23 protein-coding genes are annotated in these 24,321 nt (G+C 70.4%); 11 read left to right on the forward strand and 12 right to left on the reverse strand.

The features are described 5' to 3' along the window. Positions 1-96 precede the first annotated feature (96 nt). Positions 97-1,434 carry an MATE family efflux transporter gene (locus ACWF9Z_RS07600; RefSeq protein WP_453598495.1) on the reverse strand — a complete coding sequence of 446 codons (1,338 nt, stop codon included), beginning with the start codon at positions 1,432-1,434 and terminating at the stop codon, positions 97-99. Between the two features lie 440 nt (positions 1,435-1,874). Here ACWF9Z_RS07600 and dnaB point away from each other — a divergent pair, with 440 nt between their 5' ends. Together dnaB and ACWF9Z_RS07610 are read left to right on the forward strand one after the other, a co-directional pair. After that, the gene (gene dnaB / locus ACWF9Z_RS07605; protein WP_453598497.1) at positions 1,875-3,350 is read left to right on the forward strand and encodes a replicative DNA helicase; all 1,476 of its coding nucleotides are present in this window, start codon (positions 1,875-1,877) and stop codon (positions 3,348-3,350) included. Between the two features lie 10 nt (positions 3,351-3,360). After that, entirely contained in the window at positions 3,361-4,746 is a 1,386-nt protein-coding gene (locus ACWF9Z_RS07610) for a serine hydrolase domain-containing protein (RefSeq protein WP_453598499.1), read from the forward strand. Between the two features lie 34 nt (positions 4,747-4,780). On the opposite strand, the gene ACWF9Z_RS07615 is transcribed toward ACWF9Z_RS07610, so the two are convergent. Genes ACWF9Z_RS07615 through ACWF9Z_RS07625 form a run of 3 tightly spaced genes read right to left on the reverse strand, consistent with a single transcriptional unit; the run spans position 4,781 to position 7,506 of the window. Continuing rightward, entirely contained in the window at positions 4,781-6,088 is a 1,308-nt protein-coding gene (locus tag ACWF9Z_RS07615) for a winged helix DNA-binding domain-containing protein (protein ID WP_453598501.1), read from the reverse strand. A 54-nt stretch (positions 6,089-6,142) separates the two neighbouring features. Next, positions 6,143-6,604: an N-acetyltransferase family protein gene (locus ACWF9Z_RS07620; RefSeq protein WP_453598503.1), complete on the reverse strand. Its 462-nt coding sequence runs from the start codon at positions 6,602-6,604 to the stop codon at positions 6,143-6,145. A gap of 17 nt (positions 6,605-6,621) precedes the next feature. After that, the gene (locus tag ACWF9Z_RS07625) at positions 6,622-7,506 is read right to left on the reverse strand and encodes a GNAT family N-acetyltransferase (RefSeq protein WP_453598505.1); all 885 of its coding nucleotides are present in this window, start codon (positions 7,504-7,506) and stop codon (positions 6,622-6,624) included. Between the two features lie 235 nt (positions 7,507-7,741). On the opposite strand from ACWF9Z_RS07625, the gene ACWF9Z_RS07630 reads away from it, so the two are divergent. Together ACWF9Z_RS07630 and ACWF9Z_RS07635 are read left to right on the forward strand one after the other, a co-directional pair. Further along, positions 7,742-8,392, forward strand: coding sequence for an HAD family hydrolase (locus ACWF9Z_RS07630; protein WP_453598507.1), 651 nt, complete (start codon positions 7,742-7,744; stop codon positions 8,390-8,392). After that, a complete protein-coding gene (locus tag ACWF9Z_RS07635; protein WP_453598509.1) occupies positions 8,379-9,737 on the forward strand; it encodes a globin domain-containing protein in 1,359 nt (452 codons plus the stop codon). Before ACWF9Z_RS07630 ends, ACWF9Z_RS07635 begins: the two co-directional genes overlap by 14 nt. A gap of 28 nt (positions 9,738-9,765) precedes the next feature. On the opposite strand, the gene ACWF9Z_RS07640 is transcribed toward ACWF9Z_RS07635, so the two are convergent. The 4 genes from ACWF9Z_RS07640 to ACWF9Z_RS07655 all read right to left on the reverse strand — a co-directional run bounded on the left by ACWF9Z_RS07640 (position 9,766) and on the right by ACWF9Z_RS07655 (position 12,416). Continuing rightward, a complete protein-coding gene (locus ACWF9Z_RS07640; RefSeq protein WP_453598511.1) occupies positions 9,766-10,245 on the reverse strand; it encodes an NUDIX domain-containing protein in 480 nt (159 codons plus the stop codon). 127 nt (positions 10,246-10,372) lie between these two features. Continuing rightward, entirely contained in the window at positions 10,373-11,536 is a 1,164-nt protein-coding gene (locus ACWF9Z_RS07645; RefSeq protein WP_453598513.1) for a cystathionine gamma-lyase, read from the reverse strand. Then, a complete protein-coding gene (locus ACWF9Z_RS07650) occupies positions 11,533-12,024 on the reverse strand; it encodes a low molecular weight protein-tyrosine-phosphatase (protein WP_453598515.1) in 492 nt (163 codons plus the stop codon). The genes ACWF9Z_RS07645 and ACWF9Z_RS07650 overlap by 4 nt, the downstream gene beginning before the upstream one ends. An 11-nt stretch (positions 12,025-12,035) precedes the next feature. After that, positions 12,036-12,416, reverse strand: a complete 381-nt coding sequence (locus tag ACWF9Z_RS07655) for a phage holin family protein (protein ID WP_453598517.1) — start codon at positions 12,414-12,416, stop codon at positions 12,036-12,038. A 90-nt stretch (positions 12,417-12,506) separates the two neighbouring features. On the opposite strand from ACWF9Z_RS07655, the gene ACWF9Z_RS07660 reads away from it, so the two are divergent. The 4 genes from ACWF9Z_RS07660 (at position 12,507) to ACWF9Z_RS07675 (ending at position 14,781) form a co-directional block, all read left to right on the forward strand. Further along, positions 12,507-12,824: a cupin domain-containing protein gene (locus tag ACWF9Z_RS07660; RefSeq protein ID WP_453598519.1), complete on the forward strand. Its 318-nt coding sequence runs from the start codon at positions 12,507-12,509 to the stop codon at positions 12,822-12,824. Positions 12,825-12,967: 143 nt separating this feature from the next. After that, positions 12,968-13,195: a DUF5326 family protein gene (locus tag ACWF9Z_RS07665; protein WP_453598521.1), complete on the forward strand. Its 228-nt coding sequence runs from the start codon at positions 12,968-12,970 to the stop codon at positions 13,193-13,195. Positions 13,196-13,446: 251 nt separating this feature from the next. Continuing rightward, positions 13,447-14,235: an IclR family transcriptional regulator gene (locus tag ACWF9Z_RS07670; protein ID WP_453598523.1), complete on the forward strand. Its 789-nt coding sequence runs from the start codon at positions 13,447-13,449 to the stop codon at positions 14,233-14,235. A gap of 96 nt (positions 14,236-14,331) precedes the next feature. Beyond that, on the forward strand, positions 14,332-14,781 hold the full coding sequence (locus ACWF9Z_RS07675; protein ID WP_453598525.1) for an SsgA family sporulation/cell division regulator: 450 nt from the start codon (positions 14,332-14,334) through the stop codon (positions 14,779-14,781). A gap of 99 nt (positions 14,782-14,880) precedes the next feature. On the opposite strand, the gene ACWF9Z_RS07680 is transcribed toward ACWF9Z_RS07675, so the two are convergent. Next, positions 14,881-16,353, reverse strand: a complete 1,473-nt coding sequence (locus ACWF9Z_RS07680; protein WP_453598527.1) for a YibE/F family protein — start codon at positions 16,351-16,353, stop codon at positions 14,881-14,883. Positions 16,354-16,531: 178 nt separating this feature from the next. Here ACWF9Z_RS07680 and thiC point away from each other — a divergent pair, with 178 nt between their 5' ends. Beyond that, complete coding sequence (gene thiC, locus ACWF9Z_RS07685) at positions 16,532-18,319, forward strand: phosphomethylpyrimidine synthase ThiC (RefSeq protein WP_453598529.1); 1,788 nt, start codon at positions 16,532-16,534, stop codon at positions 18,317-18,319. Positions 18,320-18,473: 154 nt separating this feature from the next. Beyond that, positions 18,474-19,523: an aldo/keto reductase gene (locus tag ACWF9Z_RS07690; RefSeq protein WP_453598806.1), complete on the forward strand. Its 1,050-nt coding sequence runs from the start codon at positions 18,474-18,476 to the stop codon at positions 19,521-19,523. Here the strand turns inward: ACWF9Z_RS07690 and ACWF9Z_RS07695 are convergent. After that, positions 19,520-20,668 carry a glycosyltransferase gene (locus tag ACWF9Z_RS07695; RefSeq protein WP_453598531.1) on the reverse strand — a complete coding sequence of 383 codons (1,149 nt, stop codon included), beginning with the start codon at positions 20,666-20,668 and terminating at the stop codon, positions 19,520-19,522. The genes ACWF9Z_RS07690 and ACWF9Z_RS07695 overlap by 4 nt on opposite strands. Positions 20,669-20,900: 232 nt before the next feature. Between ACWF9Z_RS07695 and ACWF9Z_RS07700 the strand changes: the two genes are divergently transcribed. Next, the gene (locus ACWF9Z_RS07700) at positions 20,901-21,860 is read left to right on the forward strand and encodes a hypothetical protein (RefSeq protein ID WP_453598533.1); all 960 of its coding nucleotides are present in this window, start codon (positions 20,901-20,903) and stop codon (positions 21,858-21,860) included. A gap of 3 nt (positions 21,861-21,863) precedes the next feature. Here the strand turns inward: ACWF9Z_RS07700 and ACWF9Z_RS07705 are convergent, their stop codons facing one another. Further along, positions 21,864-22,682: a hypothetical protein gene (locus ACWF9Z_RS07705; RefSeq protein ID WP_453598535.1), complete on the reverse strand. Its 819-nt coding sequence runs from the start codon at positions 22,680-22,682 to the stop codon at positions 21,864-21,866. A 148-nt stretch (positions 22,683-22,830) separates the two neighbouring features. Continuing rightward, positions 22,831-24,168 (reverse strand): metallophosphoesterase, encoded by a 1,338-nt coding sequence (locus tag ACWF9Z_RS07710; protein ID WP_453598809.1) that lies wholly within the window; start codon positions 24,166-24,168, stop codon positions 22,831-22,833. Positions 24,169-24,321 lie beyond the last annotated feature (153 nt).

Genomic DNA, 24,321 nt, shown 5'->3' on the forward strand with positions numbered 1-24,321 from the left:
CGGTGTGCGGGGGGTTGGGGTGGTGATATCGGGGGGCGGCCGTTTTTAAACGTGAAACACCGCCCGGCGGCATCTCGGTTTCACGTGAAACATCGCCTAGCGGCTCGCCCCCGCGATCAGCCAGCGGCCCGAGCGGGAGCGCAGCTGGAGGGTGACCATCCGGACCAGCATCATCAGGGTCATGGCGCACCAGAGGGCCGTCAGGCCGCCGCCCGCGGCCGGTATGAGCAGGGCCGCGGGGGTGAACACGGCGAGGGTCAGCAGCATGGCCCAGGCCAGGTAGCGGCCGTCTCCGGCGCCCATCAGGACGCCGTCGAGGACGAAGACGATGCCCGAGACGGGCTGGGAGAGGGCCACGACGAGCAGGGCGGGGAGTATGGCGCTCTCCACCGCCGGGTCGCTGGTGAAGAGCGGGATGAGCACGGGGCGGGCCGCGATCACCAGGATGCCCAGGACGGTGCCGCAGACGATCCCCCACTGCACCATGCGGCGGCAGGCCGCCTTGGCCCCCTCGGTGTCGCTCGCGCCCAGGTAGCGCCCGATGATGGCCTGTCCGGCTATCGCGATGGCGTCGAGGGCGAAGGCGAGCAGGGTCCACAGGGAGAGCAGGATCTGGTGGGCGGCGATGTCGGCGTCGCCGAGCCGGGCGGCCACGGCCGTCGCGATCAGCAGGACGGCGCGCAGGGACAGGGTGCGGACGAGCAGGGGCGCACCGGCCTGTGCGCAAGCCCGGATCCCCGCGGCGTCGGGGCGCAGGGAGGCTCCGTGCCGACGGGCGCCCCGGACGACCACGACCAGGTAGGCGGCGGCCATCGCGCACTGGGCGATCACCGTGCCCCAGGCCGACCCGGCGATGCCGAGGCCGGCTCCGTAGACGAGCGCGACGTTCAGAGCCGCGTTGAGGGCGAAACCGCCGATCGCGACGTAGAGCGGTGTCCGGGTGTCCTGAAGTCCGCGGATGACCCCCGTGGCGGCGAGCACCACGAGCATCGCCGGAATGCCGAGGGAGGAGACCCGCAGGTAGGTGACCGCGTAGGGGGCGACGGTGTCGGAGGCTCCGAGGAGGGAGATCATCGAGGGTGCGGCGGGCAGGACCGCGGCGATGACGGCCACGCCGAGCAGCAGGGCCAGCCAGATGCCGTCCATGCCCTGCCGGATGGCGGCCTGGAGGTCGCCGGCGCCGACGCGGCGGGCCACGGCCGCGGTGGTGGCGTAGGCGAGGAAGACGAAGACGCTCACGGCGGTGGTGAGCAGAGCGGCCGCGATGCCGAGACCGGCCAGCTGGGGGGTGCCGAGGTGCCCCACGATGGCACTGTCGGCCATGACGAAGAGGGGCTCGGCGACGAGTGCGCCGAAGGCGGGGACGGCGAGCGCGAAGATCTCGCGGTCGTGCCGTCTCGGGGCAGCCTTCGGTGCGGTGGGGGCCTGTCTCATGCGCTCAATCTAATCTTCCACAGGTAATAGATGCAAGGGCATATGAGCCCTTACCGATGGGCCGATTCGCGCGTTCGTCGCACCTCGTTGGAGGCGATCTTGAGACAGTGGCGAAGTTTTTTCTGCTCCCCTGCCCAGAAAGGTAAAAATTGCAGGTCAGGTGGGGTGAGGGGGTGGGTGGGGTGATTTTGTCCACAGCGTCGTCCCCCGGTCCGTGCACAGCTTCCGGGGAGTTACCCACAGCATTGGCGCCGTCATCCACACCTCATCCACACAGCCTGTGGATAACAAGATTGGCTGACGTCGCTCGCGGCTCTACCGTGGTTCGTTGCCCGACTCGCCGACAGCGGATCCGGGTGCCCCAAATGTCAGAGCCGTGTCGTAGAAAGAGTGACATGGCGAGGTCCGCTCTGCGGACGGGAGGAGGTGGCCCGGTGAGCATGCCCGAGCCCACGGACGACCCTTGGGCCGACAGCGGTCCAGGTGACCGTCTGCCCGCCCGCTCGCGCCGTAACAGCGAAGGCCGCGGCCGCGGGGACGACCAGCAGGACCGAGGCCGGGAGGGCGGCTCCTGGGACGGCGGCGGGGGCGGCTTCGAGCGGGTCCCGCCCCAGGACCTCGACGCCGAGCAGTCCGTCCTGGGCGGCATGCTGCTGTCCAAGGACGCCATCGCCGACGTGGTCGAGGTGCTCAAGGGCCAGGACTTCTACCGGCCGTCGCACGAGACGATCTACCAGGCCATCCTCGACCTGTACGCCAAGGGCGAGCCGGCCGACCCCATCACCGTCAGCGCCGAGCTGACCCGGCGCGGCGAGATCAGCAAGGTGGGAGGGGCCCCGTACCTGCACACGCTGGTGCAGTCGGTCCCGACCGCGGCGAACGCGGAGTACTACGCGGAGATCGTCCACGAGCGGGCCGTCCTGCGCCGCCTGGTCGCCGCCGGTACGAAGATCACGCAAATGGGCTATGCCGCCGACGGAGACGTCGACGAGATCGTCAACAGCGCCCAGGCCGAGATCTACGCGGTCACCGAGCAGCGGACCTCCGAGGACTACCTGCCGCTCGGCGACATCATGGAAGGCGCCCTCGACGAGATCGAGGCGATCGGATCGCGCAGTGGCCAGATGTCGGGCGTCCCGACCGGCTTCACGGACCTGGACTCGCTGACCAACGGTCTGCACCCGGGCCAGATGATCGTCATCGCGGCCCGCCCCGCCATGGGTAAGTCCACCCTCGCGCTGGACTTCGCCCGTGCCTGCTCCATCAAGGCCAACCTGCCCAGCGTCATCTTCTCCCTCGAAATGGGGCGCAACGAGATCGCGATGCGCCTGCTCTCGGCGGAGGCCCGCGTGGCGCTGCACCACATGCGGTCGGGCACCATGACGGACGACGACTGGACCCGCCTCGCCCGGCGGATGCCGGATGTCTCCGCGGCCCCCCTCTACATCGACGACTCCCCGAACCTGTCGATGATGGAGATCCGCGCGAAGTGCCGCCGGCTCAAGCAGCGCAGCGACCTTTCGCTCGTCGTCATCGACTACCTCCAGCTGATGCAGTCGGGCGGCTCGCGCCGGCCCGAGAGCCGCCAGCAGGAGGTCTCGGACATGTCGCGAAACCTCAAGCTGCTGGCGAAGGAGCTCGAAGTCCCGGTGATCGCTCTGTCCCAGCTGAACCGTGGCCCCGAGCAGCGCACCGACAAGAAGCCGATGGTCTCCGACCTGCGTGAGTCCGGCTCGATCGAGCAGGACGCCGACATGGTGATCCTGCTGCACCGCGAGGACGCGTACGAGAAGGAGTCACCCCGCGCGGGCGAGGCCGACCTGATCGTCGCCAAGCACCGAAACGGTCCGACGGCGACCATCACCGTTGCCTTCCAAGGCCATTACTCCAGGTTCGTGGACATGGCCAACACGTAGCATCTGCCTCATGGACGCCGCATCTGAAGATCTTGCACTCCTGCCCGCGACCCGCCGCTCGCTCGCCCGCCGGATCGCGGTGGCCCAGCGCGAGGGCCGGGCGCCTTCGCTGGTGGCGGCCGTGGTGCGGGGCGGAGAGGTGGTCTGGGAGGGATCCCGGACCATGGTCGAGGGCCACGGGCCCGACGGGAACGTGCAGTACCGGATCGGCTCGATCACCAAGACGTTCACCGCCGTCCTGGTGATGCGGCTGCGGGACGAGGGGCTGCTGGAACTCGGCGACCGGGTCGAGAAGTTCCTCCCGGGCCTGGGTCTCGACGACGTGACCGTGGGTCAGTTGCTCTCCCACACGGGCGGCCTGGCCGCCGAGACGCCCGGCGAGTGGTGGGAGCGGACGGCGGGCACGCTGCGCCCCCAGCTCTCCGACGTTCTGGGCGAGCGGCCGTTGCGCTTCGCTCCCGGACGGCGCCACCACTACTCCAACCCGGGCTACACGCTGCTGGGTTCGCTCGTGGAATCCGTGCGCGCGAGGCCGTGGGACGAGGTGCTCCGGGCCGAGGTGCTGGAGCCGCTGGGGCTCGAGCGGACGACGGCTCAGCCCGTGGCCCCGCACGCGGGCGGCTGGGCGGTCCACCCGTGGGCGGACGTGATGATGCCGGAGCCGCTGGAGGACCTCGGGCTGATGGCCCCCGCCGGACAGCTGTGGTCCACCACCGGGGACCTGGCGAAGTTCGCCGCGTTCCTCGTACGGGGTGACGAGCGCGTGCTGAGCGCAGGGTCCGTACGGGAGATGCGGACCTCGGCCGCTCCGCCGGAACCGGGATCCGCCGACCTCGGATACGGGCTCGGGATGCAGCTGACGGTGAGCGGCGCGCGCCCGCTCGCGGGGCACAGCGGTTCGCTGCCGGGGTTCGTCGCCGGTCTGTGGCTGAGCGAGGCGGACGACGTGGCCGCGGTGGTGCTGGCCAACTGCACCTCGGGGCTGCCCGCTTCGACGGTGGCGGCCGAGCTGGTGGGCATCGTCGCGGACGCCGAGCCGCGCATGCCCGAGCCGTGGCGCCCGCTGCGGGAGGCCGATCCGGTGGCGCTCGAGCTCTGCGGTCCCTGGTACTGGGGCACAGCGGCGCATGCCGTACGGCTCACCTACGACGGATTCATGGAACTGGGCCCGGTGGGCGGCAACGGCCGGATCGCACGTTTCCGGCCGGAGCCCGACGGCAGCTGGACCGGCCTGAACGGCTACTACGCGGGCGAGACGCTGCGGGCCGTGCGGCGGCCGGACGGTTCGGTGAGCCACATCGACCTCGCCTCGTTCGTGTTCACCCGCGAGCCCTACGACCCGCAGGCCCCGGTACCCGGCGGTGTCGACCCGCAGGGCTGGCGGGGCATCGGCTAGTGCGTCCGGACCGCGCACCGAGGGCGAACCGGGCTCACTGAGCCACGAGTTCACGCTCCAGCGGAGTGCGGAAGCGCGGGGTGACACGGGCCTCTCCCACCCAGGCGGTGAGCCGGGCGGCCTCGGCGGTGATCGCCTCCTCGGCGTCCCGGCCGCGGTCACTCAGCAGCCGGTGCACGATCCGGCCGTCGGCGCGCGGGGCCCAGCCGCCGACGACTTCGCCGGTCCACCACACGGGGGGGGCGGGGGTCGCGGGGGGGTCGTCGCGCGGGCGGCTGCCCGGCCCGCTGAACTCCTGTGGCGGGCGCCCGGTCGGGGGGGGGGGGGGGGGCCCCCCCCCCCCCCCGACTTCGCCGTTCCACCACACGGTGGGGCCGACGTTGCCGGCGTAGTCGAAGAGGGCCGGACGGTGCGCGGGATCGAGGTGGAAACCGCGGTCCGCCCATCCCATCGCGCTCGGATCCAGGGCGGGCAGCAAGGCGGCCCAAGGCTCCGGAGCGGGCTCGGCCCCGGTGTCCCCGGGGGCGACGAGTGCGGTGGAGCCGTCGTCGAGACGGACCTCGTCGGGGCCGACGGCGGCGAGGGCCTTGCGCGCGTCCGTGAGGGTCCAGCCCGTCCACCACTTGAGGTCGGACTCGGTGGCGGGACCGTACGCGAGCAGCCAGCGACGGGCCAGCTCGGCACGGGCCTCGGCCGGGAGCATGGCGGGCCAGGACTCCGTGTGGACCCAGCGGTACTGGCTGGAGGTCCACGATCCACGGGGGCGGTCGCGGCGGATCCGGCCGTCGGCGGCCAGCAGGCGGATGACGCGCGTGGCGACACCCGTTTCCGTCTCGAACTTCTTGCCCCGGTTGATCGTGATCTTCTGGCGCAGGGCCGGTACGGCGGCCGAGAGCTGGCTGCCGGTGGAAGGGCCGTGGGAGTCGAGGGCGTCGAGCGCGGCGCTCTCGGCGAGCGCCAGCCAGGCGGCGTCGAGACCCTGGCCGTCCTCGGCGAGGTGCTTGAGGAATCTGCGGCGTTCCTTCGCGGCGATGGCCCTGGCGGTGGAGGCGTCGACGTACGGGGCGCATTCGGTGGAGACGGCGAAGAGGGTGTTGCGCATGCTGAGCAGCCGCACGAGGCGCACGTCCTCGTAGAGGGCCCGTTCGATGGCGCGGGGACCGCTCTCGTCCAGCCGGGCGCGGAGGGAAAGGAAGACGGTCGCGGCATCGGTGGCGTGCAGGGCGACCACGGAGTCCGCGGCCTGGGCCGGGTCGGCGGCGTGGGCCGACGGCGCGAGGCGGTGGCGGCGGGCGAGCCGGTGCCGGCGCTCCGCTGTGGTGACGACGGGGAGGCTGCTCACCCTCCCGATCGTAGGCCGGGCCACGGACGAGGGCCCGGCCCACACGGGACGGGCTCAGAGCTGGAGTTTGAATCCGACGTGGGAGGCGGTGAAGCCGAGCCGCTCGTAGAAACGGTGGGCGTCGGTCCGGGTCGCGTCCGAGGTGAGCTGGACGAGCTGGCAGTTCTCGGCTCGGGAGCGCTCGATCGCCCACTCGACGAACCGGGTCCCGAGTCCGCCGCCGCGTTCATCGGCGTGGACGCGCACACCCTCGATGATCGAGCGGCTGCTCCCCTTACGGGAGAGCCCGGGGACGATCGTCAGCTGGAGGGTGCCGACGACGCGGCCCGCACGGACGGCGACCACCACCTGCTGGTGGGGGTCGTCCGTCAGCCGCTTGAGCGCCGCGACGTACGGGGTGAGGTCGTCGGTGGATTCCCGGGTGGCGCCGAGGGGATCGTCGGCGAGGAGCGCGACGATCTCGGGCAGGTCCTCCTCGGTGGCCGGGCGGATGAGCAGGGCGGTGGTGTCGGTCATGTTCTGGTACTTCCTGCTCAGCCCGCCGCCACGGTGAGCGGAGCCCAGCGACGGGTCCAGTCACCGGGCAGACCGGGGATGTCTCGGGTCATGACGGCGTTGAAGGTCACGGATGCGAGCCCCCGGTCCTTGAGCCAGCCGAGCAGCTCTTCGTGGCGCACGTCGACGTCGGTGCGCAGGGGCCGGTCGGTGGCCGCCGCGAGCGCGCTGACGAGGGCCCGCGCCGCACCGGTGTCGCGGGCGACCAGCGGACCGATGACGTGGGTCTCCATGTTGGGCCAGATCGCTCCGTAGCCGATCAGGTCGCCGGTGGAGTCCTCGGCGACCAGCAGCCGGTCCGTGAAGGCGGGAAGCCGGGTGATCATATGGGTCCGGTCGACACCGAAGACCTCGGCGTCCAGGCGGAGGATCCCCTGGATGTCCTCGGCCGCGGCCGGCCGGACGACGGCTCCCGGCTCGGTCGGTGAGGGGTCCGGCCGGAACGTGCCCCGGAGCATCTCGGAGCGGCCCGTGGTGTCGAAGCCGAGCTCCTCGTAGAGGGGGCGGCCGTACGGGGTGGCGTGCAGGGTGAGCGGTACGCCCTTGAGGAGGTCGTCGCAGATGTAGGTCATCAGGCGCCGCCCCAGACCTTGACGGGCGTAGCGGGCCGCGACGAGGACCATGCCGATGGCGGCGAGCTCGGGGGCGGCCGACGGGGGGCCGTATCGGGTGACCACACTGACGGCGGCGAGTCCCCGGCCGTCGGGAGCGTCGATTCCGTAGCCGTGTCCGGCGGCCAGCAGGAGCCCCCACTTGTGATCCTCGCGGGGCCATCCGCGGTCTTCGGAGAGGTCGGCGCAGTCGCGGAGATCGTCCACGGTCAGTGCGCGGATCGGCAGGGCGATGAGGTGTGGTGGTGTCACCGCCCCAGACTGGTTCATCGACAGGGGCCCGGTCCAGGGGATTTGGGGCCCGTGTTTCACGTGAAACATCGTCGCGTCTCAGGCGGGAGCGGACCGATGTTTCACGTGAAACATGCCTGCCGGGCCCGCGGAACCGGCCGGTGTTTCACGTGAAACGCTCCTCCCGCTACCGCTGGGAGGAGCTCCGGAGCCGTCCCCTGTTTCGCAGGGAACGGAGCCACTAACCTCCAGGGTTATGACTCTCCTGCACCTCTTCGACCTCGACGGGACGCTGATGTACGGCTCGGCGGCGCCGGTCGAGATCTCCCGGCAGCTGGGGCTGTCGGAGGAGATCGCCGCGCTCGAGCGGTCCTTCGCCGCACGGGAGATGGGGCCGCACGCGTTCTCGCTGGCGGCCCAGGAGCTCTGGGCGGGGCTGACTCCGGCCCACGTCCGGGCGGCGTTCGACGGCTCGCCCTGGCTGTCGGGGATCCGGGAGGTGTGGCAGGAGATCCGGGAGCGCGGGGACTACTGCGCGGTGATCTCGCTCTCCCCGTCCTTCTTCGTCGAACTCCTGCTGGAGTGGGGCGCACATGCCGCGCACGGCTCGGTCTTCCCGGAGGTGCCCTTCACCCGGCTGGTGGACATGGCAGGCATCCTGACGCCCGAGCGCAAGGTGGAGGTCGCCGACCGGCTGTGCGCGCAATACGGTCTCGGCCGGGGCGACTGCGTCGCGTACGGGGACTCACATACGGATGTGGCGCTCTTCGAAGCGGTCCCGCGTTCGGTCGCCGTGAACGCCCGGCCGTACCTGGTGGCCCGGGCGACCCACGTCTACGAGGGCCGGGATCTGCGGGAGGCCTACCAGCTTGCGGGGTTGCCGCGCGCGGGAGTTGAGGCATCTTAAGAGGAAGGTGGGTTCGAAACGCGGAATTCCCGCATTTGCCCGCAAGTTCGGGGACGGACTGGCACGCTGTGAAACCCGGAACCACGGATTCGAAGGCCGTGGCGCGTGCAGACCTACCGACATGTTCGAAGCGAGGCACCGCATGGACGCTCCGCCCACCCATTCGGCAAGACGGAGGCCCGCCCGGATACCGTCCGGGGGTGGTGCGCCCGAGGCCTCCCCCCCACCGTCCCCCGATGCCGTGCTCATCCGCCGGACCCTCGCGGAGATCGCCCCCGTCGCCGACAAGGTGACGTCCTACTTCTACGCCCTGGTGTTCACGGCGCACCCGGATCTGCGGGGCATGTTCCCCGCCGCGATGGACACGCAGCGCGACCGGCTGCTGAAGGCGCTGCTGACGGCCGCCGAGCACATCGACGATCCGCAGACGCTCACCGCCTACCTGCGCCGGCTCGGCACCGGGCACCGCAAGTACGGAACCCAGGCCGGTCACTATCCCCCGGTGGGCGAGGCCCTGATCGGGGCACTGGCCCGGTACGCGCAGGACACCTGGGGGCCGGAGGCCGAAGCCGCCTGGGTGCGGGCGTACACCGCGATCTCCCAGATCATGATCGACGCGGCGGCCGAAGCCGAGACCAAGGCGCCGCCGTGGTGGCATGCCGAGGTGGTCTCCCACGATCTGCGCACCTCCGACATCGCGGTGCTCACCGTCCGCCCCGACCAGCCGTACCCCTTTCTCGCGGGCCAGTACACGAGCCTGGAGACCCCCTGGTGGCCACGGGTCTGGCGCCACTACTCCTTCGCCTCGGCCCCGCGCGGCGACGGTCTGCTGTCCTTCCACGTCAAGGCCGTCCCTGCCGGATGGGTCTCCAACGCGCTGGTGCGCCACGCCCGGCCCGGTGACGTGCTCCGGCTCGGCCCCCCGGCCGGATCGATGGTGGTCGACCACAGCACCGACAACGGCATGCTCTGCCTGGGCGGCGGCACCGGCATCGCGCCGATCAAGGCGCTGATCGAGGATGTGGCCGGGCACGGCGAGCGCCGCCCCGTGGAAGTGTTCTTCGGGGCGCGCAGTGACCACGACCTGTACGACAAGGACACCCTGCTGGGCCTGCAGCGCTCGCATCCGTGGCTGTCGGTACGCCCGGTGGTCTGCGCGGACGGACTGGCCGGGCAACTGCCCCAGGCCGTCGGAGCACACGGGCCCTGGAGCTCGTACGATGCGTTCGTCTCGGGGCCCGCGGCGATGATCCGTAACGGGGTGGACGCCTTGAAGAGGATCGGGATCCCCGGGGAGCGCATCCGCTACGACGAGGTGGAGGAGCTGGCGGGCGTCGCCGGCTGATTCCGGCAGGCGCCCGCGGACCGGTGGGTCAGCTCAGATCGGGAGCGTGCATCGCGCGCACGCCCTCGATGTTGCCGTCGAGGTAGTGGCGCAGGGACAGCGGGACGAGATGGACGGCGGCGATGCCGACGCGGCTGAAGGGCACGCGGACGATCTCGTACTCGCCCTCCGGCTCGTCGATCTCCGGGCCGTGCCGTCGGCTGGGGTCCATGGATTCGAGATGGCAGACGAAGAAGTGCTGCACCTTGACGCCGGTCACACCCCTGTCGGCGATGTGCTCGACGGTGTCGACGAAACAGGGCACCACATCGGTGATCTTCGCGCCGAGTTCTTCGTCGAGTTCTCGGTGGAGGGCGTCGACGACGGTGAGGTCCGAGGGCTCGACTCCGCCGCCGGGGGTGAGCCAGTACGGGTCGATGCCGGGCTTGGTGCGCTTGATGAGGATCAGGTCGTCACCGTCGAGCAGGATCGCGCGGGCGGTGCGTTTGACCACGGGGCGTTCGGTCATGGGAGAAGAGTGGCCCAGACTTCCGCTTCCGAAACGCGGGCCGGGGAAATGCGCCGGGGCGCGAGCCGGGCGGTCCGGGTCACCGGCGGGGGACTCGGACCGCCTTTCGAGGGGCCGCGGGGGCCGCTCAGTCCTCCGAGCCCGCCGCGTCGAGGGCGCGCAGGACGTCCGCCACCAGGTCCTCGGTGTCCTCGGCTCCGGCGGAGAAGCGGATGAAGCCTTCCGGGACGTCGTCGCCGCCCCAGCGCCGGCGCCGCTCGGCGGTGGAGCGCACCCCGCCGAAACTGGTGGCGTCCTCCACGAGGCGCAGCGCCGCCATGAAGCGTTCCGCGTGCGCGCGGTCGGCCAGGGTGAAGGAGACCACGGAGCCGAAGCCCCGCATCTGGCGCGCCGCCGTCTTGTGGGACGGGTCCGCGGGCAGGCCCGGGTAGCGCAACCCGGTGACGTCGGCGCGGTCGGCGAGCGCCTCGGCGACGGCGAGCGCGTTGGCCCACTGACGCTGGGCGCGCAACTGGATGGTGGACAGCGAACGGTGGGCGAGCCAGGCCTCCATGGGGCCGGGGATCGCGCCGACCACCTTGCGCCAGCGGCGGATGCCCGCGGCGAGCTCCGCGTCGCGGCACACGACGTACCCGAGCAGCAGGTCGCCGTGGCCGGTGAGGCCCTTGGTGCCGCTGGCGACCGAGAAGTCGGCGCCCAGCTCCAGGGGGCGCTGTCCGAGCGGGGTCGCGAGGGTGTTGTCGACGGCGACGAGGGTTCCGCCGGCGTGAGCGGCCTCCACGAGACGGCGTACGTCGCAGACGTCGAGCCCGGGGTTGGACGGGGTCTCCAGCCACAGCAGCCGCGCCCCGTCGAGGACCGAGAGCTGACCGTCGTCGCCGGTGGGGGCGGTGCGCACGTGGATCCCGTACGCCTCCAGCTGTTCGCGTACGAGCGGCAGGACCTGGTAGCCGTCGTCGGGCAGGACGACGGTGTCGCCGGCGCGCGCCTGGGAGAGCAGGACGGCGGAGACCGCGGCCATGCCGGAGGCGAAGACGACGGTGTCCACTCCGTCCTGGCCGGGGGCTTCCAGTTCCCCGATGGCCCGTTCCAGCAGGGTCCAGGTGGGGTTGGTGTCGCGGGCGTAGGCGTACGGGCCGTCGACGTCGCCGGGGAGGTGGAAGTGGGCCGCGAAGACGGGGCCGGGCAGGGGCGGCTCGTTCTTGACGGGATCGGGCAGGCCGGCGCGGACGGCGACCGTGCCGTCTCCGAGCCGGGCCGGGCGGTCGGGACCGCTCTCGGGTGAGGTCATGGCGTGTGCTCCTTCACGGCTTCGCGTACGGCGTCCAGCAGGCCGGGACTCGCCGCCTCGACCAGTTCCAGGCACTCCTCGAATCCTTCGAAGGGCCCGTAGTAGGGATCGGGGACGTCGCCCTCGGCGTCCGAGGCCGCGGGGTCGTAGGCCCGCAGCAGCCGGACCTTGGCGGCGTCCTCGGGGGTGGGGGCGAGGGCCCGCAGATCGCGCAGGTGCCCGGCGTCGAGCGCGATGACGAGATCCAGACCGGCGAACCAGGAGGCCCGGAACTGCCGGGCCCGGTGGTCCTGCTCGTACCCGGCGGCCGCCAGTACGGCGACGGTGCGCGGGTCGGCGCCGTCCCCCTCGTGCCAGCCGCCGGTGCCCGCGCTGTCGACCTCGATCAGGCCGGCGAGCCCGGCGTCGGCGACGTGGGAGCGGAAGACGGCCTCGGCCATGGGCGAGCGGCAGATGTTGCCGGTGCAGACGAAGCACACGCGGTACATGGGCGCCCGCTTCAGTTCTTGTCGGGCAGGACCATGTTCATGGCCCAGGAGACGATCGAGATGATGAGGGCGCCGAGGACCGCGGTCCAGAAGTTGTCGACGTGGAAACTGAGGTCGAACTGCTTGGCCAGCCATGAGGTCAGCATCAGCATCAGCGCGTTCACCACGAGGGTGAACAGGCCGAGGGTGAGCACGAAGAGCGGCAGCGAGAGCAGCCGCACCACGGGCTTGACGATGGAGTTGACCAGGCCGAAGATCAGCGCCACGAGGATCAGGGTGACCGTGCGACGGCCCAGGGTGGTGCTCTCGTCGAGAGTGATGCCGGCGAGGAGCCAGATGGCGACGGCCAGGGCCGCCGCGTTGGCCAGTGTCTTGACTACGAAATTCGTCATGGGTCTGATCGTTGCAGAGATGATCCCCGTGGAACATCAGCTGATCTGCGGATACTCGCGACCGAAGAGAACACAAGGGGTAAGAAGACGATGAAGGCCTTCCGGCTGAACGATCTCGAGGCCGAGCGGGCCGCGAACGAGGGTGCCTACCTGCAGTTCCTGCGCGAGCGGAACATGTCGGTGGGGCTCTACGCGCTGGACGCGGGTCAGAGCGACCCGCAGCAGCCGCACGGGCAGGACGAGGTGTACTTCGTCGTGAGCGGCCGTGCCTCGATCACCGTCGGGGAGGAGACGACGACGGTGGCGAACGGGAGCGTGGTCTACGTGCCCGCCGGAGTGCCGCACAAGTTCCACCACATCACCGAGAACCTCAAGGTGATGGTGGTCTTTTCCCCGCCCGAGCAGTGAGCGGGCCCGGAAACCCAGGGTCGGCGACGCCGTCCCCCTAGGGGTCGGGTCAGGGGACTCCGGGGGCTCGCGGGCCCCCGGAGCGAGCCGTGGCCTCCTAGCATCGAGAGCAGGAAGTCACGGACAAGGAAGAGGTTGGGGACATGGAAGGCATCCGAGGGATTTTCGAGGGCATGCCCTGGTGGGTCAAGTGGGTCGCGGTTCCGCTGCTGGTTCTCTTCGTCTTCGGCGGTGTGATCACCAGCATCCTCGGTGCGCTGATCACCTTCGTCTTCAAGGCGCTCCTCCTCGTGGCCCTCGTCGGTGGCCTGGTCTTCATCGTCAGGAAGTTCACCGGCCGCGGATCGAAGTCCTCTGCCGGGCAGTGGTAGAAATCGCGCCGGCCGGGCGGATGCCGCGCTGATACCGGGATTAACCCAGGTGAGCGAACGGGAGGGGCTAAACCGGTCACAGCTCGGGAATCGGCGGATAGAGTCGCAATCTGTGCCGTTCCCTGGGCACCGAAAGCCGGTACTGCCGCTCTGACCAGCGGTTCTTCCCATCAGCCGCCGAGCACGACCCCCAGGAGTCATGGCGCACGCGGGGGAGGCCCCCGCAGGGCGGGCCTCCAAGGCCCGCCGCCATGCCTGGGGGTGAGCTTTTGTCTCCGGTTCACAATGCCGGTGAGCCGACTCTGATCGGCTCGGTACAGAGGGCGTTGAGGCTGCTCGAAGCGGCGGGTTCCCATAGCGAGGGAGCCCCGGCGAAACAACTGGCACGCGAGGCCGGGCTCCCGCTTCCCACCGCGTACCACCTGCTGCGCACCCTGACGCACGAGGGCTATCTGCGGCGGGAGAGCGGGGTCTTCGTCCTGGGGGACGCCGCGGGCCGGCTGGCCGGGGGCGCCCTCCAGCAGAAACGTCGCAGCATGATCCTCGACTCGCTCGCGCACTTCCGCGACGTGGTCGGGGCCCCCGTCTACTTCGCGGTTTACCGTGAGGGTGAAATCGAAGTCGTGGGCGTATCGGACACTCCGGCCAATCCGGCCTGCGAGGAGTGGGCCGATTTCCGCGAGACCGGCCACGCGCACGCCATCGGGCAGTGCCTGCTCGGCCAGCTCGACGAGAAGACCCGCAAGGACTATTACGACCGGCACCCGGTCGAGGCCGTCACTCCCTACACCGTGGCGGACCAGCGTGCTCTGGAGCAGCGGATCGGCTCCCTGGAGCGGATGCAGCCGGTGACGGAGAGGCAGGAGTACGTCCTCGGCACGGTGTGCGCGGCCATCCCCATCACCGCCGGCGACACCGCCGCGACCATGGCGATTTCTCTCCCCCTGCACCAGGAGAGTCGATTGCTGTATGTAGTCGATCGACTACGGAGTGAAGTAGGCGCGCTGTTGAGCACCCTCTCGTTCTCTATCAGTATCTGAAAACTCACTCCTTGTGATCTGCATGCGCTTCCACCACTCTTGTCAAGAGGCGCTGGGGGATCATTCCTGGCCACTTCCACTACAGCGGGGTAGGCAATGCGCGATTCGGTACAGGCAGAGGTCATGATGAGCTTCCTCGTTTCCGAGGAGCTCTCGTTCCGGATCCCGGTGGAACTCCGGTACGACGCTCGTGACCCCTACGCAGTCCGCTTGACCTTTCACCTTCCCGGAGATGCGCCCGTGACCTGGGCGTTCGGCCGGGAGTTGCTGCTCGACGGCATCAACAAGCCGTGCGGTGACGGCGATGTCCACATCGCGCCCACCGATCCGGAGGAACTGTGCGACGTGCACATCCGGTTGCAGGTGGGCGCGGACCGGGCTCTCTTCCGTGCGAGCGCGGCGCCGCTGGTCGCCTTCCTCGACCGCACCGACCGAATCGTTCCGCTCGGCCAGGAGCGCAACCTCGGAGACTTCGAGGAGAACCTCGACGAGGCGCTCGACAAGATCCTCGCCGAATCGCAGCAGAACGAGCAGAACGCGGGCTGACCCCGCCGTTCGCGTCACGACCGGCCGCGTCCGCGTCCGCGCCCGCGACCTGACCGGCCGCGCCCGCCGGTCCCCCCCTCAGCGCTTACCGCTCACCGCTCACCGCTTACGGCGGCGGCCCCGGCCGCCGCGCAGCGGCCCCGCGGCCCCCGCGGCCGCCGGCGATTCCACTCGGTCGGCGGAGACCACCAGGGCGGCCAGCGCCGTCGTCACGGGAACCGAGGCCACCAGTCCGATCGAGCCCACGAGGGTCCGTACGATCTCCTCCGCGACCAGCTCGCTGTTGGCCACCGAGCCCATGCTGCTGTTCGCGATCGAGAACAGCAGGAGCAGTGGCAACGCGGCGCCCGCGTAGGCCAGTACCAGGGTGTTGACCACCGAGGCGATGTGGTCCCGACCGATCCGGATACCCGCCCGGTACAGCTCGCGCGGGCCCATCGACGGGTCGGCCTGGTGGAGTTCCCAGACGGCCGACGTCTGGGTGACCGTCACGTCGTCCAGTACGCCGAGCGATCCGATGATGACGCCCGCCAGCAGCAGACCGCTCATGTCGATGTGCGGGTAGAGGCCGTGGATCAGGCCGGTGTTGTCGTCGGTGTTGCCGCTCAGGAACGCCCAGTCGATGAACACCGAGCCCAGCACGCCGATCAGCACCAGCGAGACGATGGTGCCGAGGACCGCGACCGAGGTGCGGGCGGTCAGGCCGTGGCACATGTAGAGGGCGATCAGCATGATCGCGCTCGCTCCGACCACCGCCACGACCAGCGGGTTCGAGCCCTGAAGGATCGCCGGCAGGATGAAGAGGGTCAGTACGCCGAAGCTGACGACGAGGGCGATGAGCGCGAACACCCCGCGCATCCGCCCGACGAGGACGACCGCGAGGGCGAAGATGCCGGCCAGTACGGCCATCGGGAACTTGCGGTTCACGTCGATCACGGAGTACTGGAGGTCCCGGGGCGCGTCCGGGGCGTAGGCGACCACCACTTCCTGACCGTTCGCCAACTGCCGCGGTGCGCCGGGCTGGACGATCTCGACGAACGCGCGGCCCGTGTCCGGACCGGTGCTCACCTCGACCGTGGCCTTCTTGCACGCGCCGGTCTGCGCGGCCAGGGCCTCGCGGCCCTCGGGGGTGGAGGTGTCCCCGGTGGCCGGCACCTGCGCGGCGTTCACTGTTTTGCAGTCGACCTGCTGGATCGAGACGACCTTGCCCTGCTGGGTCTGGCGGTCGAAGCCGACTCCGGAGCGTTCGTGGCCCGGGGCGCCGCCCGGCCAGAGCACGGCCATGCCGATCACGACGGCGGCGGCGAAGGGGATCAGTACGGCCGCGATCACCTTGCGCAGGTGCTTGGAGACGGGAGCCGCCGGTCCGTGGCTGTGGGAATGGCCGTGAGAGTGCCCGGACGGGTGGCCGGGCGCGTGTCCCGAAGGGTGTCCGGGCTCCGCGTGCGGGTAGCCGGGCTCCGCGTGCGGGTGTCCGGGGTGGCCGGTGTGACCATCGGGATCTGTGGGCTCGGTGAGGGGCTGCGGCGAGGACGTCACCGGCCGATCATCGCAAGAGATGAGGGGGCCCACTGTTCAGCACGCCACACATGACGCTAGCGTGGGGGCTACTTTGCACAACGCGGGAGCTCGGAGCACCGGGCTGAGAGGGCGCTGATCACCGTTCGCACAGGAAGATGCGTACGGGAGGAGGCTGCGTCGACCGCCGAACCTGTTACCGGGTAATGCCGGCGTAGGGAGATTAGGTCACATGACCATTCAGGACGCACGCACGCCTGCCGTCAGCCAGGACGCCGACGGCCAGACCGAGCGCCAGCCGGGTTGGCACAAGGGGTACGTGGCAGGCTCCCGCCCCGACATCCGGGTGCCGGTTCGCCAGGTGCACCTCACCAACGGCAAGGACGTGACGCTCTACGACACGTCCGGTCCGTACACCGACCCGCAGATCGAGACCGACGTGCGCCGGGGCCTCGCGCCGCTGCGCGAGAACTGGATCATCGGCCGCGGCGACACCGAGGAGTACGCGGGCCGCCCCCCGCGCCCCGAGGACGACGGCATCAAGCACACCTCGCCCCGCGGTGGTCTCAAGAACCTCGACGCGGTGTTCCCGGGACGCCCGCGCCAGCCCCGCCGGGGCCGGGGCGGCGCCGCCGTCACGCAGCTCGCGTACGCCCGCCGGGGCGAGATCACCCCGGAGATGGAGTACGTCGCGATCCGCGAGAACGTCTCCCCCGAGGTCGTCCGCGAGGAGATCGCCGCGGGCCGTGCGGTCATGCCGGTGAACGTGAACCACCCCGAGATCGAGCCGATGATCATCGGCAAGCGGTTCCTGGTGAAGGTCAACGCCAACATCGGCAACTCCGCGGTCACCTCCTCCATCGAGGAGGAGGTCGACAAGATGACCTGGGCGACCAAGTGGGGCGCCGACACGGTCATGGACCTCTCGACCGGCCGCAACATCCACACCACCCGCGAGTGGGTGCTGCGCAACTCCCCCGTCCCGATCGGCACCGTGCCGCTGTACCAGGCCCTGGAGAAGGTCGACGGCCGCGCCGAGGACCTGACCTGGGAGATCTACAAGGACACGGTCATCGAGCAGGCCGAGCAGGGCGTCGACTACATGACGGTCCACGCCGGCGTGCTGCTGTCGTACGTCCCGCTGACCGCGCGCCGCAAGACCGGCATCGTCTCGCGAGGCGGTTCGATCATGGCCGCGTGGTGCCTGGCGCACCACAAGGAGAACTTCCTCTACACGAACTTCGAGGAGCTCTGCCAGATCCTCGCGACGTACGACGTCACGTACTCGCTGGGTGACGGCCTGCGCCCCGGTTCCATCGCGGACGCCAACGACGCGGCGCAGTTCGCGGAGCTGAAGACGCTGGGCGAGCTGAACACGATCGCCAAGCGCTACAACGTGCAGACCATGATCGAGGGCCCCGGGCACGTCCCGATGCACAAGATCAAGGAGAACATCGACCTTCAGCAGGAGATCTGCGAAGAGGCGCCGTTCTACACCCTCGGCCCGCTGACCACGGACGTCGCGCCGGCCTACGACCACATCACCTCGGGCATCGGCGCGGCGATGATCGCCTGGTGGGGCACCGCGATGCTCTGCTACGTCACGCCCAAGGAGCACCTGGGCCTGCCGAACCGCGACGACGTGAAGACCGGCGTCATCACGTACAAGATCTCCGCGCACGCGGCGGACCTGGCCAAGGGCCACCCGGGCGCCCAGGAGTGGGACGACGCCCTGTCGGACGCGCGGTTCGAGTTCCGCTGGGAGGACCAGTTCAACCTGGCCCTCGACCCGGACACCGCTCGCTCGTTCCACGACGAGACCCTCCCCGCCGAGCCGGCCAAGACCGCGCACTTCTGCTCCATGTGCGGTCCGAAGTTCTGCTCGATGAAGATCTCGCAGGACATCCGGCGCGAGCACGGCGGCGACCTGAAGCCGGATGAGATCCAGGCGGGCATGGCGGAGAAGTCCGCGGAGTTCGCGGCTTCGGGCAACCGGGTCTACCTGCCGCTGGCCGACTGACCGGTCCGCCCGCCAGCGTCGAGCGCGGCGTCCCGTGACCCCGGGGGGAGTCACGGGCCGCCGCGTTTCGCCTTTCGGGACGGCGTCGGCGGGCGTGCGGATCAGGGGCTTGTGCTGGAGTGTGCTCCAGCTCCTACAGTGCGGCTCCATGAGCATGCGATACCGAATTCTGGGTGGGACCGGCATCGAGGTCAGCGCGCATTGCCTCGGGACGATGATGTTCGGGGCGGTGGGGAATCCTGATCAGGAGGAGTGCGTGCGGATCATCCATGCCGCGCTCGACCACGGGATCAACTTCGTGGACACCGCGGACATGTACTCCGCCGGAGAGTCCGAGACGATCGTGGGCAAGGCCCTCAAGGGCCGGCGGGACGATGTCGTGCTCGCGACCAAGGTGCACTTCCAGATGGGCGAGGGCCGCAATCGCAGCGGGAACTCACGGCGCTGGATCGTGCGCGAGGTCGAGGACAGCCTGCGGAGGCTGGACACCGACTGGATCGACCTCTACCAGGTGCACCGGCCTGATCAGGGGACGGACGTCGAGGAGACCCTGTCGGTCCTCGGAGATCTGGTGCGGGCGGGGAAGATACGGGCCTTCGGCTGCTCCACGTTCCCGGCCCAGGACATCGTCGAGGCGCATCACGTCGCCGAGCGGCGGGCCCTGCCGAGGTTCCGCACCGAGCAGCCGCCGTACTCGATCCTCGCGCGCGGGATCGAGACCGACGTCCTGCCGGTGGCCCGGCGCTACGGGATGGGCGTCCTGACCTGGAGTCCGCTCGCGTCCGGATTCCTGAGCGGGAGGTACCGCCTCGGTGGTGACGTCGATCTCACCTCCGGGCGGGCCGCGCTGACGCCGGCCCGCTTCGACCCCGCGATCGCGGGCAATGTCGCGAAGCTGGAGGCGGTGGAGGAGCTGGTCGAGCTCGCCGACTCCCTCGGCTGCACCCTTCCGGAGCTGGCCGTGGCCTTCCCGCTGGCCCACCCGGCCGTCACGTCGGTGATCATCGGCCCCCGGACCATGGAGCAGCTGGAGTCCCTGGTGAAGGGCGCCGGGCTGGTCCTCGACGATGCTGCCCTCGACCGGATCGACGAGATCGTGGAGCCCGGCCGGAACCTGTACCAGCCGGACGGGGCCTGGCGCCCGCCGTCGCTGTCGGATGTCGCGCAGCGCAGGCGGGCGTTGGCAGAGCGGTCCGCCGGTTAGCTCTGGTCCGCCGCCGCGGACCGCTCCGATGTTTCACGTGAAACAGGGACCGATGTTTCACGTGAAACACGGCTCGCGGCGAAGCCGCGATTGGCCTCCGTCTGGCGGCGGTAGGGCTCCGGGAGGTCGGGCAGAGCGAGCAGGCGGTCGCAGGCGTGTAGCGAGGTGGCCATGTCGCCGACCCAGTACGCGGTGATGGAGTGCTCGAAGAGCAGCCCCCACCGGTACACCCAGGGCTGGACGAAGAGGAGGTCATCCGGGACCGGCTGGTCCAGCACGGCCCGGGTGATCGCGTGCGCGGTGTGGTGGCGGCCCAGGAGTCGGAGCCTGGCGGCGAGTTCGTAGCAGGCTTCCAGCCGGACGGGCCGTGACTCCCAGGCTCGGGTGAAGGCGTCCATGGCAGCGGGCCAGTCATCGGACTCGCCGTGGAGGAAGCCGACTTGGAGCAGGGCGTAGTAGACCTCCTCGTTCCACCCTCCCATGGAGGCGCGACGCTCGTAGAGCTCGATGGCTCCGGCCGCGTCGCCCATGTCACGCCGTGTCTGGGCGAGGTAGAAGACGGTGCGGGAGTTCGAGGGGTCCCGCTGGAGCTCGTCTCCGAGCAGACGGGCGTCCCGCTCGAACTTGTCGTGACGGGAGCCGCCGTCGGCGTGGTCCTCGATCGCCAGCACGTCCAGGTTCTCCTGCAGTCCCGGCCGCTGATCGTTCTCGTCGCGGCGGTCACAGGTGAGGTACTCGTGGGTGACGCCCTCGTACCGCCAGGGCAGATCGCCGCGGACCAGGCGTTTGATCCGGTACTCGGTCTCACCCTCGTGGCGCAGCATGTACGAGTCCGCGGTGAGCGGGGGCAGCGGGCCGGTGCGGCGCAGGACGAGGTCGGCGTCGAGCAGCAGCAGATAGTCCGCCTTTCCTCGGGCGTGACCGACATTGAGGCTGCGGTTGTGCCCGAAGTTGACCCACGGCTCCTCGTGGAGTTCTCCGGGGATCCCGCGCAGTGCGTTGCGGATGAGGTCCTGGGTGCCGTCGGTGGAGCCCGTGTCGGAGATGACCCAGGTGTCGATGAGGTCCCGCACGGAGTCGAGGCAGCGTTCGATGACGGCGGCCTCGTTCTTCACGATCATGCAGAGGCAAATGGTCGGCTTCACGGCGGCTGACCCTAGGGACGGCTCCCGGCCGGGCGCGTGCGGCACGCCGGTGCGGACCCGAGTGGCCCTGGTCCTGACCGCCAAGTGGCGGTGTTCACTGCGCCGTTCCACTGACCGGCGGGCGAGCCGGGCGGTCTCCTGGTGAGGAGTTCCTCAGGATGTCCCAGCGGAACCCGGCCATACTGCCGGACTTCGTAAATCCATTCGATCCGGTGTGTGCGAGGAGCGGTAAATGAGTCTTGAGAACAAGGTCCGTACGTACCTGGGGCCCTTGCCCCGACGGGCCGGTTGGCTGACGGGAGGCACGCTCGCCTCAGTGGCGCTGGTGCTGTCGGGGATGGTGTCCCCGGCGGTCGCGCTGACCGGCGCGCCCGCGAATCCGGACGACTGTAAAACGGCGCTGCGCAAGGCCGACGGCACCCAGGCGCAGGAGGCGGCGGCCGGGACCGCCCAGCTCGCCCATGGCGACGACGACTGCAACGTGGGTCCGACGGGGCCGCGAGGCCCGCGCGGCCCCAAGGGCAAGACCGGACCGACCGGCCCGCGCGGCGCCACCGGCCCGACGGGCCCGCGCGGTGCGACGGGGGCCACCGGCGCCACGGGTGCGACCGGTGCGACGGGTGCCACCGGCGCCACGGGTGCGACCGGTGCGACGGGCGCGACGGGGGCCACCGGCGCGACCGGTGCGACGGGAGCCACGGGTGCGACCGGTGCGACCGGCGCTACGGGTGCGACGGGCGCGACGGGCGCCACCGGCCCGTGCTCCGACATCGACTCCTACAACCCGAACGCGGCCACGCAGATCAACGCCGTGCTCACCGGCGGCAAGGCCTACGCCGGCATCCGGAGCAACACGCCCACCATCTCGGCGTTCACCTGGTACGACCTGACGAACGGCGGCACGCCGCCGGGGACTTTCCCGGCCGGCGCCTGTGCCATCTCGGTGGGTGCCCAGGCCAACCTCGTCTCGATCGAGGTCCTCACCACCACCAACCTGATCTACGAGACCACCTGCAACCCCGGAGTGGTGATGGGCAATCCGGTTCTCGCGTGCACCAAGACGTGGACCCAGATCAACCCCGTCAGTACGGCCACGCTGCGCGGCAAGTTCCGCCAGACGCCGGACGAAGCCAACTATCGGGCCAAAGCCGTCAAGAACATCGACCCGTCGGAACTCGCGGAAGCCAACTGACGGTCACTCCGGCTCGGTCTCCGGGCCGCCGAAGTCCGGGCTCGTGAAGTCCGGAGAGGCATAACCGGGACGGGGACCCTGTGAAGGGGCCCCGGGGCTGGTGAAGTCGGGCCGGGAGTATCCCAGGTTGGGGATGCGCCCGGCCCCCGGCGTGCGGGGGGTCGGATACGAGGTCACCGCGCTCGGATCGGCCAGCGCGTCCCGCAGGAACGGCATGATGCCGCGCTCCAGCAGAGCGTTGCGCCAGGCCTCCCGGGCCCGTGACACCTCGTCGGGCGCCGCCTCGGTCTCGTCCGCCACCACCTCGGTGGAGCTGTTGCGTACGGCCGTCACCAGCAGCCCGATCACGGCGAAGAGCAGCGCGGCGGCCGTGAGCCCGCCGAACAGCCAGCCCGCCGTCACCATGGTGTCGGCGAACGCCGGTTCCGGCTCGATCATCTTCAGGATGTAGCCCACCAGCAGGAAGATCAGCATGGCGGTCCCGGCCAGGACGGGCGCGAGGACCGCGACCACGGCGCTGGCGCCCGCGCCGCCACCCGCACCCTGTCCGCCGTCCTCCTGCGCCGTGGTTCCCGGCGTGGACAGGATCTCCTCCTGCCGTTCCCTGCGGATCTTCACGTAGTGCTCGTACTCGGCGCCGGCCGCGGCCACCAGCAGCGCGCTGGCACCCATGGCCATGGTGCGCAGCTGTTCGGCGTTCAGCCGTTCGCCCAGGGTGGCGAGCTCGGGCCGGTCGTTCGCGGCGCGCAGCGCCTCGTCGAGGAGGCGGTCGAACTCCGGCCGGTCTTCGGTGAGCAGGTGCGGAGCGCTGGTCATGTGCATCCCCCGATGCTCCGTGGAGGCCGGTATGCCCGCGTAGACCCGGGCGCCGGCACAAACGGAGGAGAGCCTGCTGCGGATAGAGCGATGGTAGAGCGCCCACGCCGTACGGTGACAGGGGCTTTCCGGAAATACCCCGCTCCGGCGAACCTCAGTCGTTCAACGGCAGTTGTACGACGAGTAGTTTGCCCGCCATCGTCACGCCGCCGTCCATGGCGATGGCCAGGCCTTGCGCGTACACGTGCGGACCGACGACGGCCGGGCCGCGCGAGTCGTCGCCGTCCTCGGAGCCCACCTCGCCCAGCAGGTACGGGATGGGGCTGTGGCCGTGCACGACGCGCGTACCGCCGTAGGTGCCGAGGAGCTCACGGACGGCCTGCGGGCCGGTCTCCTCGCTGCGGAAGGCGAAGCGCTTGGTGAACTTGCGGAACAGGTCCCAGGTGATGTCGGCGTCGTTGCGGTTGAGGAGCTCGTGGATGGTGTCGTTGACGTCCTCGACGGAGTCGCCGTAGTCGAGGTAGGCGGTGGTGTCCGAGTGGAGGAGCAGGTGGTCGTCCACCAGGACGGCCGCGTCCAGTCGCGACATCCACTGCAGGTGGACGTCCTGGAGGCGCTCCATGTCGGTGCGCTGGCCGCCGTTGAGGAGCCAGGCCGCCTGGAACGTGGCGGTGCCGGCGCCGGAGACGATGGGGGTGTCGCCGAATCGCTTGGCGCCGATGAGGAGCAGCTCGTGGTTGCCCATGAGCGCCTTGCAGTAGCCGCCGGCGGCGGCGGCCTCGGCGGAGAGCCGCATGACGAGGTCGATGACCCCGATGCCGTCGGGGCCGCGGTCGGTGAAGTCGCCGAGGAACCAGAGCCGGGCGTTGCCGGCGGACCAGTTGAGGTCGGCGTCGATGAGGCCCTGGGCCTGGAGCTCGGCGACGAGTTCGCCGAGGTAGCCGTGGACGTCGCCGACGACGTAGAGCGGGCCCGGGCCGTCGGCCACGGAGTCCTGGGGGACGTACTGGACCTGGAGGGTGTCGCCGGGGCCGCCGAGGGGGGCGCGGACGATGACGGGCAGGTCCCGCTGGGTCGGCGTGTAGTCCTCGTAGCCGGCCTCGCCGGGGGCGTGAGCCGGGGCGGGTTCGGACGGGGGTACGGGTTCACCGGCGCTCGCGGCGGGGCTCATGGCGGCGTGCGGGCCGGGGCCGGCGTCCGTGTCCGTCACGGTCACCGTGTCCGTGGCGGTGGCGTACGGGGCTTCGTATCCGTACCCGTATCCGTAGCCGTGCTGTACGGGCACGGTGGGCGGGCTCTCGTAGTAGGCGGGGTAGTCGCCGTAGACGGGGGCGTCGCCGGGCAGCCCGGCGATCACGGACGTCGTCCCGGCTTGTGCGCCGTGCACGGCAGGCGGAGCGGGTTCGACGACAGGCAACCGGAAGTCCCGCTGTGTGTCCGTCCGCACCGCGGGTCCTTGACCGGCCCCCTGAGTCATCGACCCCTCCACCACCGTCGCGCTGCCGTACACCTGCGGACCCTCCTGCCTCCTGGGCCAAGGGTCCGTGATGTCGTGCGCCCATCATAGGAATGCAGCTCGCGCTCTGTGACGCACCAGGGGTGGTGAATCCTGGTCGGAGCTGATCGTTCCTACCACTTTCTCCCG

It is taken from the genome of Streptomyces sp. NPDC054961 (genome assembly GCF_053609145.1).